This window comes from Sphingopyxis sp. SE2 (genome assembly GCF_032227185.1).
Classification (GTDB): domain Bacteria; phylum Pseudomonadota; class Alphaproteobacteria; order Sphingomonadales; family Sphingomonadaceae; genus Sphingopyxis.
Genome location: NZ_JAPMXW010000001.1, coordinates 1,720,360 through 1,733,665, shown reverse-complemented (window position 1 = coordinate 1,733,665; position 13,306 = coordinate 1,720,360). Strand labels below are relative to the sequence as shown.

The 13,306-nt window shown below is 65.3% G+C and carries 10 protein-coding genes; 6 read left to right on the top strand and 4 right to left on the bottom strand.

The genetic code is table 11. The annotated features are described in order from the left end of the window. The first annotated feature begins 163 nt into the window (after positions 1-163). Positions 164-1,186, top strand: a complete 1,023-nt coding sequence (locus OVY29_RS08250; RefSeq protein ID WP_037554008.1) for an acyl-CoA dehydrogenase family protein — start codon at positions 164-166, stop codon at positions 1,184-1,186. Here the strand turns inward: OVY29_RS08250 and OVY29_RS08245 are convergent. Together OVY29_RS08245 and OVY29_RS08240 are read right to left on the bottom strand one after the other, a co-directional pair. Then, complete coding sequence (locus OVY29_RS08245; RefSeq protein WP_152567561.1) at positions 1,183-2,307, bottom strand: acyl-CoA dehydrogenase family protein; 1,125 nt, start codon at positions 2,305-2,307, stop codon at positions 1,183-1,185. The genes OVY29_RS08250 and OVY29_RS08245 overlap by 4 nt on opposite strands. A 55-nt stretch (positions 2,308-2,362) precedes the next feature. After that, positions 2,363-3,112, bottom strand: a complete 750-nt coding sequence (locus OVY29_RS08240) for a helix-turn-helix transcriptional regulator (protein WP_313911163.1) — start codon at positions 3,110-3,112, stop codon at positions 2,363-2,365. Positions 3,113-3,250: 138 nt separating this feature from the next. On the opposite strand from OVY29_RS08240, the gene OVY29_RS08235 reads away from it, so the two are divergent. Together OVY29_RS08235 and OVY29_RS08230 are read left to right on the top strand one after the other, a co-directional pair. Beyond that, the gene (locus tag OVY29_RS08235; RefSeq protein ID WP_037554013.1) at positions 3,251-5,698 is read left to right on the top strand and encodes a TonB-dependent receptor; all 2,448 of its coding nucleotides are present in this window, start codon (positions 3,251-3,253) and stop codon (positions 5,696-5,698) included. A gap of 14 nt (positions 5,699-5,712) precedes the next feature. Further along, the gene (locus OVY29_RS08230) at positions 5,713-6,612 is read left to right on the top strand and encodes an oxygenase MpaB family protein (RefSeq protein ID WP_235211443.1); all 900 of its coding nucleotides are present in this window, start codon (positions 5,713-5,715) and stop codon (positions 6,610-6,612) included. Here the strand turns inward: OVY29_RS08230 and OVY29_RS08225 are convergent. Both OVY29_RS08225 and OVY29_RS08220 read right to left on the bottom strand, forming a co-directional pair. Beyond that, the gene (locus tag OVY29_RS08225) at positions 6,609-8,306 is read right to left on the bottom strand and encodes a D-aminoacylase (RefSeq protein ID WP_313911162.1); all 1,698 of its coding nucleotides are present in this window, start codon (positions 8,304-8,306) and stop codon (positions 6,609-6,611) included. The genes OVY29_RS08230 and OVY29_RS08225 overlap by 4 nt on opposite strands. A 23-nt stretch (positions 8,307-8,329) precedes the next feature. Beyond that, positions 8,330-8,953, bottom strand: a complete 624-nt coding sequence (locus OVY29_RS08220; protein WP_037554057.1) for a helix-turn-helix domain-containing protein — start codon at positions 8,951-8,953, stop codon at positions 8,330-8,332. 141 nt (positions 8,954-9,094) lie between these two features. Here OVY29_RS08220 and OVY29_RS08215 point away from each other — a divergent pair, with 141 nt between their 5' ends. From OVY29_RS08215 to OVY29_RS08205, 3 genes are all read left to right on the top strand, one after another. After that, positions 9,095-11,074 (top strand): serine hydrolase domain-containing protein, encoded by a 1,980-nt coding sequence (locus OVY29_RS08215; protein WP_037554016.1) that lies wholly within the window; start codon positions 9,095-9,097, stop codon positions 11,072-11,074. Further along, positions 11,074-12,081 (top strand): dipeptide epimerase, encoded by a 1,008-nt coding sequence (locus OVY29_RS08210; protein WP_037554017.1) that lies wholly within the window; start codon positions 11,074-11,076, stop codon positions 12,079-12,081. Before OVY29_RS08215 ends, OVY29_RS08210 begins: the two co-directional genes overlap by 1 nt. Positions 12,082-12,163: 82 nt before the next feature. After that, entirely contained in the window at positions 12,164-13,306 is a 1,143-nt protein-coding gene (locus tag OVY29_RS08205; protein ID WP_037554018.1) for a dipeptidase, read from the top strand.

Here is a 13,306-nt window from a genome sequence, read left to right as displayed (position 1 = left end):
ATACTTTGATTACTAAGTATATGAGGTTGAGTGGGGGGTGCAGACGCCCGACCTGCCACGCCAATCAGCTAGACCCGCGGCGCGACAGGTTGCAGAAAGGGTGCGGGAGAGCAGATGACGCAAATATACGCAAAGACGCGGCCTGCCGGGCGAGGGATCTGACATGGCCGAACTCGACCCGCCGCTTGGCGAAGCGCAACAGATGCTGCAGGACAGCGTGCAGCGCTTCCTCGCCGACAACGAACGTCCCGGCTGGCGCGACCTGTGCGAAACGCTTGGCCTTGCCGGCATCGCGCTGCCCGTAAGCGTCGGCGGTTTCGGCGGCGGTGCGGTCGACATTGCGGTCGTGATGGCCGAACTTGGTCCGGCGCTCGCGGGCGCCGACTGGCTATCGCATGTCGCGGCGACGGTGCTTCTCGCGCGCGTTGCGCCCGGGCATCCGGCGCTCGGCGATCTGTCGGCGGGCCATCGTCGCATCGCGATCGTCTGTACGGCTTCGACCGCGTCGATGCCCGCTGTCGAAGGCGAGCTGGTGCGCGGCAGCGCGGCGCTGGTCGCGGGCGCGGCCGAGGCCGACCTGTTGCTGCTCGCAAGCGACGATGCGCTGCTGCTCGTTGCCGCCGATGGCGACAAGGTCGAGCAGCGCCACCGCATCATGCACGACGGCAGCGTGTCGGCCGACCTTTCCTTCACGCTCAAGCCGGGCGATGCGGACCTGCTGGCGGACGGGGACGAAGCGCGGGTGCTGGCCGATTATGCGAACGATCTGATTCTGGCCGGGCGATGTGCCGAGGCGGTCGGGCTGATGCAGCGCATCATCGCCGACAGCGTCGACTATCTGGGCCAGCGCAAACAGTTCGGGATCGAGATCGGCCGTTTCCAGTCGCTGCGCCATCGCGCGGCCGACATGCAGCTCGCGATGATGAAGGCGGTCGCGCTCACCGAGGTGGCGGTCGCCGCAGTCGATCAGGACGACCGCGACCGCGCGCAGGCGGTCAGCGCGGCGTGTATCGAGGTTGGCGACGCGGTGCGTGTGGTCGGCGAAAGCGCGGTGCAGATCCATGGCGCGATGGGGCTGACCGAGGAACTGAGTCTGGGTGGCTATTTCAAAAGGGCGCTCGCGATCGCGGCGGCATTCGGCCCGCGCGCCGGTCATCTCGCGCGTTTTACCGAGGCGGCTGACTAACCCAGCATCGTCCGCGCGATCAGGTCGCGCTGGATTTCGTTCGACCCCGCATAGATGCTCGCCGCCCGGTCGTTGAGATAGCGCGGCACCGCGACCGCCAGCTCGGCGGGCGTCTGTCCGTCGGCGTCGGCCCATGCGGCATGGCCCGCGACCTCGCATGCCAGCGTGTCGATACGCTGCGCGGTCTCGGTCCCGAGTATCTTGAGCGCCGAGGCGTAAAGCGCCGGACTGCCGCCGACGCCGCGCATCGCTTTCAGCTCGAGCGCCTGCAATGCTTTGAGCGCAACCGCTTCGCGGTCGAGCCGCGCGCGCAGCACCGGATCGATGTCATCGCGGGCGCGCAGCCGTTCGAGGCGGCAGATCAGCCCTGGCGCATACTTGCCGCCGCGTTCGAAGGTGAGCAGATGTTTCGCGACCGACCAGCCCTCATTCTCGCCGCCGAGCCGGTTCGCCCGCGGGACGCGGACGTCGTCGAAAAACACCTGGTTGAGTTCGTGATCACCGGCGAGCGTGCGGATCGGCTCGACCGCGATGCCCGGCGCCTTCATGTCGAGCAGCAGGAAACTGATCCCCGCCTGCGGCTTGCCCTCGTTCGAGGTGCGCACGAGCGCGAACATGCGGTTCGCGAAATGCGCGTGCGTCGTCCAGATCTTGGACCCGTTCAGGACATAGTCGTCGCCGTCGGGCACCGCGCGCAGTTGCAGCGCGGCGAGGTCCGACCCCGCGCCGGGCTCCGAAAAGCCCTGGCACCAATAATCCTCGCCCGACAATATGCGCGGCAGATAATGGGCGCGCTGTTCGGCGCTGCCATAGTGCATGATCACCGGCGCGACCATCTTGAGCCCCATTGGCGCGAGGTTCGGCGCGCCCGCCAGCGCGCATTCGGCGGCAAAGATATAGCGTTCGATTTCGTTCCAGCCGGGGCCGCCGAACTCGGCGGGCCAGTCGGGCGCCGCCCAGCCGCGCGCGTGCAGGATGCGTTGCCACGGCAGCGACACGTCGGGATCGATGAAGACGCTGGTCGCGCGTGCGGCCGCTAGGCGAATATCGTCGGGCAGATGCGCAGCCAGGAAGGCGCGAACCTGGTCGCGAAAGGCGATCAGCGCCGGATCGTTCAGCATGTCCATGGCTCCGGCTTAGGCCCCTGCGCGATGCCGGGCCAAGCTGGCACCTGCATCAGGCCGCGCGCGCGCCGACGAAGCCGAGCCCCGCCGCGATCTGGATCGACTGCGCGCGTCCCGTCGCGCCGAGCTTCGCCGCGGCATTGCGCAGGTGGAAGCGCACCGTCGACACCGAGAGCGACAGGATGATGCCGATCTCGCCGTCGGTCTTGCCCGCCGCCGCCCAGCGCAGGCACTGGACTTCGCGCCGCGTCAGCGTCTGCGGCACCGTCGCGTTGCGCGGGCGTCCGCGCGCTTCGTTGTGCGTCGCGACCAGCCTGACCGCGAGGTTGTGCAGATGCCCGGCGTGCTTTGCGAAGATCGCCTCGACCCCGACGGGCTCGCGCGAGCACCAGAAGACCGCGCCGACCAGCCCGCGCGGCAGATGCACCGGCGCGATGATCGCTTCGCCGAAATTGGGCGTGTTCTTGGCCTGCGAGCAATCGACGGCTTCAAGAAGCTGCGTCGCGCGCCAGGTGCGAAGGCGGCCGTCGCTGTAGTAAAAGGGTTCGCCCACCAGCCGCGCCGCGGTCAGGAAGGCGATGTGCAGCGCCAGCTTGCGGTCGCGCCAATAGGCGTAATTCGGATCGACCCAGCGAAAGCTGGTTTCGGCATAGGGGCGTCCGGCCTCGTCGCTCATCGGCTCGGGGTCGCCAAGGTCGGCCTGTGCCGCGACATAGGGCAGGCCGATCGCGTCGCCAGCCGCCTGCACCGCTGCGATCAGCCCCGGCATTTCCGACCAGCATTCCGCCCTCTCGTCGATCACCCGCTCGTCCCTCCACTCCCTGACACAGGTGTCAGCTTGTCCCTCCCGCCGCAATCCCTTGTTCTGTCACGGTCCGGTTTCGCGCGACGCTCGCACAAAGACGAGCCCCGCGACAAGCCGTTTGAGGGAGGATGAGTGATGAAGGCAATGCGTATTTTCCTGGCCGCCGGTTCGGCGATGGGGCTCGTCGTCGCGGCTCCGGCCTTTGCGGCGGAGGAAACCGCGCCCGACAGCGTCGCGGCCGAAGGCGACATCATCGTCACCGCGCAGCGCCGCGCCGAATCGATGAACGACGTCGGCATGGCGATCCAGGCGGTCGATGCCGAAACGCTCGAAAATCTGCGCGTGACCGACATGCGCGACCTGACCGCGGTGGCGCCGAGCTTTACCGTCTCGCAAAGCTATCAGGGGGTTCCGACCTATACGCTGCGCGGGATCGGCTTCAATACGATCAACCTGTCGTCGACCTCGACGGTCGGTACTTATGTCGACGAGGTCGCCTATGCCTATCCGATCATGAACACCGGCCCGGTGATGGACCTCGAGCGCGTCGAGGTGCTGAAGGGGCCGCAAGGCACGCTCTATGGCCGCAACACCACCGCAGGCCTGATCAACTTCATCACCGCCAAGCCGACTGACAGTTTCGAGGGCAGCATCAAGGCCGACCTCGGCAATTACCAGACCTGGAATATCGGCGGCCATATCTCGGGCCCGCTTGGCGAAGGCATCGCCGCGCGCATCGCCTTTCGCAGCGAGAATAGCGACAAGGGCTGGCAGGTCAGCAACACGCGGGGCGAACGGCTTGGCGAGGTCGACAAGCTGGGCATCCGCGGCTCGCTTGCCATCGACCCTGCGCCGGGGACGCATTTCGACCTGTCGGTGACCTGGTGGCGCAACAGGTCGGATACCGTCGCGGGGCAGGGGATCGGTTTCACCCCCGCCACCAACCCCGTCAGCGGCACCAGCAATTCGCGCTTCTTCAATGCGCCGGGGCTCGCCGACTATCTCGGGGCGAATTTCCCGACCAAGGCGAGCCAGGCCGACTGGGCACCCGAAGCGGCGCGTTCGGCGGATATCGGCACCGGGCTCGGCCTCGCCGGCCCGCTCGCCGAGGACAATCGTTTCTGGGGCTTGAAGCTGCGCTGGGATCAGGATCTCGGCGAGACGATGAAGCTCGTCTCGCTCACCAGCTACAATGATTTCAAGCGCAACGCGCTCTCCGACTGGAGCGGTGCGCCCTTCGAAATCCTGCTCCAGAACACGGTGGGGCGGATCAAGAGCTTTGCACAGGAACTGCATCTGGAAGGCGAAAGCGGCGCGGTGAACTGGCTCGTCGGGGCCTATTACGCCAACGATCGGATCATCGATTCCAACCGCACTTTGCTCGGCCAGAATGCCAATGTCGGGCTGATCCGCGGCGCGGGCGTGCCCTTGCTAGGAACGCCGTTCAATTCGGGCGGGTACACCCCGCTCGAACTTTCGCAGGCTTTCCGCACCTACGAGGATTTCGGCCGTATCCGCACCAAGACATGGAGCATTTTCGGCAACGCCGATGCCGAACTCACCGACCAGCTCAAACTCACGCTCGGCGTGCGCTATACCGAGGACAAGCAGCGCTACAACGGCTGCTCGCGCGACTTCAACGGCAATATGTTGCCCAACGTCAATGTCGTGAACCGCGCGCTCTATTTCCAGACCTATGGCGTGCTCGCGCCCGAAATCGCCGAGGGTCAGTGCAACACTTTCGATCCCATGACCGGTACCTTCGGCGAGGTCCAGTCGCTGCTCGACGAGAATAATGTCGCGTGGCGCGCCGCGCTCGACTGGTCGCCGAACGACGATACCTTGCTCTACGCCTCGGTCTCGCGCGGCTATAAATCGGGGACGACGCCGATCAACGCCGCGAACCTCGCGCGCCAGAATGCGCCGGTGACGCAGGAGAAGCTCACCGCCTATGAAGTGGGCGTGAAGGCGACGCTGGCGGATCGCCTAGTGCAGGCCAATCTTTCGGCCTTCTACTACGACTATCGCGACAAGCAGATCAGCACCTATTTCGCCGATCCGATCTATACCGCGCTCTCGCGCCTCGACAATGTTCCCGACAGCGAAGCTTACGGCGTCGAGGGCGAGCTGACGATCCGCCCGGCGACGGGGCTGACGCTCGCCGCCAACGCGCTGTGGCTGAAGACGCGGATCAACGATTATGACGGCACCAACGCGGCGGGACAGCCGGAGAATTTCGATGGCGCCGAATTTATCTACAGCCCCGAATTTCAGGGCAGCGTGACGCTCGCCTATGACACGCCGGTCAGCGACACGCTGAGCCTGACCGGAGCGGTCAGCGCGCGGTACCAGAGCAAGTCGAACACGATCTTCGAGGATCTCGATCTCTACAAGGTCGACGCCTATGGCATCGTCAATGCGAGCCTTGGCCTCAAGAGCGAAAGCGGCTGGTCGGCCTCGCTCTGGGCGAAGAATCTGTTCGACAAATATTATTGGTCGGCGGTGGCGAGCAACGCCAATGTCGTCGTGCGCTTCGCCAACCAGCCGCGAACCTGGGGCCTCACTCTGGGTTATGACTTCTGAAGGAGCGAGAGAAAGTGGTGCGTGCGCCGATGCAGGAGGATTATCTGGGGACGGCGATCGATTTCGCCGCGCCCCTCGGCGAACCCGCGCTGCTCGCGCCGGACAGCGTCCAGTGGCGCGTCTACAAGAATGCGATCGCGCTCGGCATCGGCGGCATCGCGGCGGTGCTGCTCGAATTCGCCGAGCCGCGCATCCGGTCGGGCGTGTGGGATCATTCGACCTACAAGGCCGACCCGATCGGCCGTTCGCGCCGCACGGGTCTCGTCGCGATGCTCGCCTGCTATGGGCCCGCAAGCGCCGCGAAGGAGGTGATCGGCAAGGTCAACCGCATGCACGGCAAGGTGAAGGGCGAAACGCCGGCGGGCGACAAATATCGTGCGATGGACCCGCTGCTGCTCGACTGGGTCGCGGCGACCGCCTCATACGGCTTCCTGATGGCCTATGATCGTTTCGTCCACCCCCTGAGCGACGCCGACAAGGATCGCTTCATGGCCGATGGCGATGCGATCGGTCGCGAGTTCGGGGCGCGGCGTACGCCGCCGACGGTGGCGGCCTTCATGACGATGATGGAGGAGCTCGAACCGCGCTTCGAGCCGCATCCGATCATCTTCGAATTTCTCGATATTATCCAGTCGGGCCGCGCCGCGCCGGGCGTGCCGCGCTTCCTGCATCGCGCCATTGCGCGCGCGTCGGTGTCGCTCTTGCCCGATCATATCCGTCGCAAGCTCGACCTCGGCCCGCGCTATGATCTGACACGGCTCGACCGCACCGCGCTGGGCATCGCCGGCCGGCTCGCCGATCACCATGTCGACCGTGCTGCGCCGCATTGTCAGGCAAGCGTCCGCCTCGGTCTGCCGCACGATTTCCTGTTCAAGTCACCCGCCGAGCAGCGGCGGCTTTTAGCCGCCGCTTAGGAACAGCGGTTCCACCCGGCGCCGCGCACCGCGCGGCCAGGCGTCGCGCCGCTATGCTCGCCGCCCTGCAGCACCGCGACGCCGTTGACGAACACGTCGCGCACCCCGACCGAATATTGGTGCGGTTTCTCGAAGGTCGAACGGTCGCCGATCGTCGCCGGGTCGAAGACCACCACATCGGCATAATAGCCGGGCTTGAGCGCGCCGCGATCCTTGATGCCCAAATTGGTCGCGGGCAGGGTGGTGAGCCGGTACACCGCCTGTTCGAGCGGGATCAATTTCTCGTCGCGGACATAGCGGCCGAGCAGCCGCGCGAAATTGCCATAGGTGCGCGGGTGCGCCCCCGATTTCAGAAAAACGCCCTCGGGCGCCTGCGACGCCGCGTCCGACCCGAAGCTCATCCAGGGAAGCTGGATCTGCTTGCGGACATTGTCCTCGGACATCAGGAAATAGACGGTGCCGACGCGCGAGCCGTCCTCGACGACGAGGTCCATCGCGGTTTCCTCGGGCGACTTGCCGCGCATCTTCGCGACTTCGGCGAGCGTCTTGCCCGTCAGCGGTTTCAGCGCGTCATTCTTGAAGCCCGAGAGGATCATCTTGTCGGCGCCCGCGCCGAAATAGAGATTTTCCCAGTCGCTTCCGGGCTTTTTCATTTCCTCGGCGACGCGCGCGCGGATCGCGGGATCCTTCAGCCGCTCGATCCATTGCTCGAGCCCGCCCGCCTGCACCCACGTCGGCATTGCGGCGTCGAGCCCGGTTGCTCCCGCCGTATAGGTGTACATGTCGGTCGTGATCCGCAGCCCCGCGGCGCGCGCATCCTCGATCTTCTTCACGATCGTGTCGAGCTTGCCCCAATTGCTGCGCCCCGCCATCTTGAGGTGATAGATTTCGGCGGGCGCGCCCGAACGGCGCGAAATCTCGATCAGCTCGTCGACCGCCTCCTCGATCCGGTCGCCCTCTGACCGCATATGGCTGATATACATGCCGCCGCATTTCGCGGCCTCGCTCGTCAGCGCGACGAGCTCGTCGGTCTCGGCGTAGGAGCCCGGCGCGTAGATGATCGAGCTGCCGACCCCCATCGCGCCTTCATTCATCGCTTGCTTCACCAGCGCGCGCATCCGGGCGAGCTGCTCGGGGTTCGGGTCGACGTCGCCTTCGCCCAGCTCGTGCACGCGGACCGTCGCCGCGCCGACGAAGCTTGCGACATTGGTCGATATGCCGCGCTTCTCCAGCCAGCCGAAATAGTCGCCAAGCGTCGTCCATTCGATCGGATATTTGATGTCGCCCTGCCGCTCGGTCTCTTGGCGCTTCATCGTGGCGTTCATCGGCCCCATCGACCAGCCTTCGCCCATCACCTCCAGCGTGACGCCCTGTCTTATGTCGCTCTGGCTTTTGGGGTCGGCGATCAGCGATTCGGTCGCCCAGCTCAGCATATTGATAAAGCCGGGCGCGACCGCCATGCCCTTTGCCGCGACCTCGCTCTTCGCGGTGCCGTCGACCTTGCCGACCGCGACGATGCGATCGTCCTTGATTGCGAGATCGCCGACGACGGGCGGCTTGCCCGACCCGTCGTAGAGGGTGCCGCCACGGATGATCAGGTCATAGGCCGGCGCCTGCGCGGCGATCGGCCCCGCGACCAGCATCGAGCTGCACAGCAGCAAAAGCGAGGGTGCGAAGCGCCGGGGCGGTGCCATTTTCTTCTCCGTTTTTCGGTGGGTTATCCGTGAAGGCTCATCAAGCTGTCCATCAGCCCGTCGTCGGCGCTCGAACAGACGCCGAGGACGAGGGCTTCGTCATACCCGTCGGCGACGACATAGGCGTGGCCCATCGACGAATCGATATAGATGCCCTGGCCGACGTCGAGCGTGACGGGGTCGTAGAATTCGCTGTGCACCTCGATCCGCCCTTCGAGGACATAGATGAATTCCTCGCCCTGGTGATGGACGAGCTCGCCGAACTCGCTCGCGCTGTGGGCGCGGATGCGCGTCAGGATCGGGATCATCCGCTTCTGGCGCAGATCGGTGCAGAGGTAATGATAGTCGTAATTGTCGGTGGTTACGCGCGCCGCGCGCTCGATCGTTCCGATGCTGCGGCGCCCGGTGACGCGCGGGGTGCTGTCCTCCTCATCCTCGGCGAACAGGTCCGACATGCGAATCTTGAGTCGCTGGCTCAGTTGCTGGAGCTTGTCATAGCTCAGCGTCAGCCGGTCATGCTCGACCTTCGACAGCGTCGAAACCGGAATGCCCGACTTCGCGCTCATTTCCTTGAGCGTCCAGCCGTTTCGCGCGCGAATGCCCTTCATCACCGTGCCGAGCGTCGGCGGGGTTGCACGGTCCGCCATCAGTTTTTCCATTCCATATTTGACAATTTTCTAATCAGGATCATTATGTCCCTATTGGGCCAACAACTGTTGGTCCCTTGGTAAGGGGTCGCGCGGCTTGCCGCAAGGTGTGACAGGCGCGCCAGACAAAAGGGGAAAGCGATGCGTTTCATCCGCAAGGCGATGATCGGGCTGGCGGCCTTTGCCGCGCTGCCGCTCGCGGCGCAGGGGCCGGTGCCCGCGCCCGCCGTGAAGAAGGCCGAGGCGACTGCGCCGGTTGCCAAGACGGCTACGGCGCCGGTCGCGCTCGACCCCAAGGATCTCGAAGCGTGGATGGACGGCTATCTGCCCTACGCCCTCGAACGCGGGCGCATTCCGGGCGCGGTCGTGGTCGTCGTGCGCGGCGGCGAGGTCGTGCTTCAGAAGGGCTATGGCTATTCGGATGTCGCCAAGCGTGCGCCCGTCCTGCCCGAGACGACGCTTTTCCGCCCGGGCTCGGTGTCGAAGCTGCTGACCTGGACCGCGGTGATGCAACAGGTCGAGGCCGGCAAGATCGACCTCGACAAGGACGTCAACGCCTATCTCGATTTCAAGATTCCGCCCTATGAGGGCAAGCCGGTGACGATGCGCAACATCATGACGCACACCGCGGGCTTCGAGGAATCGGTGCGCCACCTGATCAGCAGCGATCCGAAAGCGGTGATGACGCTGAAGAAGCAGATGCCGCTTGCGCTGCCCGAGCGCGTCTTCGCGCCCGGCACGACCCCGGCCTATTCGAACTATGCCACCGCGCTCGCGGGCTATATCGTCGAGCGCGTCAGCGGCGAGCCGTTCGACAATTATATCGAAAATCATATCTTCCAGCCGCTCGGCATGACGCATTCGTCGTTCCGCCAGCCGCTTCCCGCGCGCCTCGTGCCGCATATGTCGAAGGGCTATCCCGACGTCACCGGGAAGCCCGAGCCGTTCGAAATGGTGATCCCCGCGCCCGCGGGCAGCCTGTCGTCGAGCGGCGCCGACATGGCGAAGTTCATGATTGCGCACCTCAATGACGGCGCGGGGCTGATGAAGCCCGAAACCGCGAAGATGATGCACGATTTCAAGGCCCCCGGCGTCGGCCCGCTTAACAGCATGGCGCTCGGCTTTTATGAACAATGGGTCAACGGCCACCGCGCGATCGCGCATGGCGGCGACACCGTCTGGTTCCACTCCTACCTCTGGCTGTTCCCCGACGCCGATACCGGAGTTTTCGTATCGATGAACAGCGCGGGCAAGGACGGCGCGGCGGGTGCGGTGCGCAGCGCGCTGTTCCACAAATTCGCCGATCGCTACCTGCCGGGTCCGGCCGAAAAGCCGGCGCAGGTCGATGCCAAGACGGCGCGTGAGCATGCGCAGATGATGGTCGGCAATTATATCAGCAGCCGCGGCTCCTTCACCAATTTCATGAGCCTGTTCGGCCTGCTGGGGCAGGCGTCGATCAGCTTGACCGAGGATGGAAAGATCACGCTCCCCGCGCTCGACGGGCTCGGCGCTGGCGCGCGCGACTGGGTCGAGGTCGAACCCTTTGTGTGGCGCGATACGGGCACGGGCGAGCGTCTTGCCGCCGAGGTCAAGGACGGCCGCGTCGTGCGCTGGAGCATCGACGCCGGGTCGCCCTTCATGGTCTTCGAGCCCGCGCCCGCCGGCGTCAACGCCGCATGGCTCAATCCCGCGCTGATCCTCGCCTTCGGCATTATCTTGCTCGCGGCGCTGGCATGGCCGGTGCGTGCGCTGGTGCGGCGCAGCTTCAAGGCCGAGTTCGCGCTTCAGGACAAGTCGCTCCGCGCCTATCGCCTGTCGCGTGTCTTCGCTTGGATCGCGCTCGGCGCGCTCGCCGGATGGATCGGGCTGATCGCCGCTTTCTCAGCCGACATCGGCAGCATCGGCGGGCCGCTCGACTGGCTCATCCACCTGCTGCGTATCCTGACCCCGCTCGCCGCTTTCGGTCTGCTGGCGACGGCGGCCTGGCATCTCTGGCTCAGCATCAAGGGCAAGCAGAAGTGGACGATGAAGCTGGGCGCGGTGTTGCTCGCGCTCGCCGCGCTCGTACTCGTCTGGGTGACGCTCGTCTTCCATCTCTATGGCTTCGGGATGGTCTATTGATGGCGACGCAGCAGGCCTCGAAATTGACGCTCGACCTTCGGGTCGAGCGTTTTCCCTATCATCAGCCCTTCCGCATCTCCGGCCACGTCTTCACCGAAACCGCGCTGCTCGTCGCCGAGATATCCGACGGCACACATGTCGGGCGCGGCGAAGGAGCCGGGGTCTATTATCTCGGGGACGACATCGACCATATGCTGGCCGAAGCGGCACGGGTTCGCGATGACATCGAGCGCGGCGCAACGCGCGAGGAATTGCAGCATCTGCTGCCGCCCGGCGGCGCGCGCAATGCGCTCGACTGCGCTTTCTGGGATCTGGAAGCGAAGCAGGCGGGACGTCCCGTGTGGGCGCTCGCGGGGCTTGAGCAGCCCAGGGCTCTGCGCTCGACCTTGACGCTCGGGGCGGACAGCGCCGAGAATATGGCGAAGGCCGCGTTAGCGATCGACCCGGAGGCGCCGATCAAGGTCAAGCTGACGGGCGACCTTGCCGACGATATCGCGCGCATCGAAGCGATCCGCACCGCACGCCCCGACGCGTGGATCGGCGTCGACGCCAATCAGGGCTATGACGTCGGCACGCTCGCCGACCTGCTCCCGGTGCTCGTCTCTGCGCGCGTCGCGCAGCTCGAACAGCCGCTCAGGCGCGGGCGCGAGGCCGACCTCGACGGGTTGAAGCGGCCGCTGCCCTTCGCTGCGGACGAAAGCGCGCTCTCGCTCGTCGATACCGCCGCACTCGTCGGGCGCTTCGACATCGTCAACATCAAGCTCGATAAATGCGGTGGCCTGACCGAAGGGCTGGCGATCGCGCGGCAGGCGAAAAAGCTCGGGCTCGATGTGATGGTCGGCAACATGATGGGGACCAGCCTGTCGATGGCGCCGTCCTATCTGGTCGGCCAGCTCTGCGACATCGTCGATCTCGACGGGCCGACCTTCCTTGCGCGCGATCGCGTGCCGGGTGTCGAATATCGCGGCGGGATGATCCATTGCCCGGCAGAAATTTGGGGTTCGTGACAATTTGATGTCCTAAACGGGTTGACAATTTTCTGATTAGGACAATAGTCTTTGAATTGAGATTTCATTGAGGGAGGCTGGAATGACGTCGTCATTCCCGATGACGCGCCGCGCGGCACTCGCGGGCGCGGTCGGGGTCGCTTTGTCCGCGCCGATGGTGAATCGCGGCGCCTATGCCTTCGCGGCGGCCCCGGCGAAGGCCTATTCGCGCCGCGCGGTCGACCTCGTCGCCTCGTCGCTCGTCATCGACATGCTCGCGCCGCTCAAGATCACGCTCGACGAGAATTATGTCGCGCACCGGCTGACCGACGCCGAAGCCGCCGAGTTCCGGGCGAGCGGCATCACCGGCTTTCACAACGCTTACGGCCTTGGCGGCCCCGACGCGAAGGCGCAGGCGATGGAATTCCTCGCCGGCTGGCAGGGCTTCGCCGGGCGCAACAGCCATGTCTTCACCCTCGTCGACACGGTCGCCGATCTCGACCGCGCCAAGGCGGAAAAGAAATGCGCGGTCATCATGGGCATCCAGAATGCCGAGCATTTCGAAAAGGTCGAGGATGTCGCGCTGTTCCGCCGCCTCGGCCTCCGCTGCGCGCAGCTTACCTACAACAGCCAGAACCGGATCGGGTCGGGCAGCACCGAGCGCGTCGACGGCGGCGTCAGCGATTATGGCGCGGCGATCATCGCCGAGATGGAAAAGCAGAAGATGCTCGTCGATGTCTCGCATTGCGGTGACAAGACGACCTTGGACGCGATCGAGATAGCGAAGGGCCCGATCGCGATCACCCACAGCAACGCCCGCGCGCTCGTCGATCACCCGCGCGTAAAGACCGATGAAGCGATTCTGGCGCTCGCCGCAAAGGGCGGGGTGATGGGCATCACGGGGGTGCGCATGTTCGTGCGGACGACCGACCCGACCAACGTGGGGCATATGGCCGATCATATCGACCATGTCGCGAAGCTCGTCGGCATCGACCATGTCGGGATCGGCTCCGACGCCGACCTGCACGGTTACGACGACATGCAGCCGGACGAATATGCCGCGCTCAAGGGCAGCTACAAGGGCAGCTACGCTTTTCGCGACAAGATCGACATCGACGGTTTCGACCATCCGTTGAAGACCTTCGATCTCGTCGAGGAACTCATCCGCCGCAACTATTCGAACGATAACATCCGGGCCGTGCTCGGTGGCAATTTCCGCCGCCTGCTCGCCCAAGTCTGGGGGTAA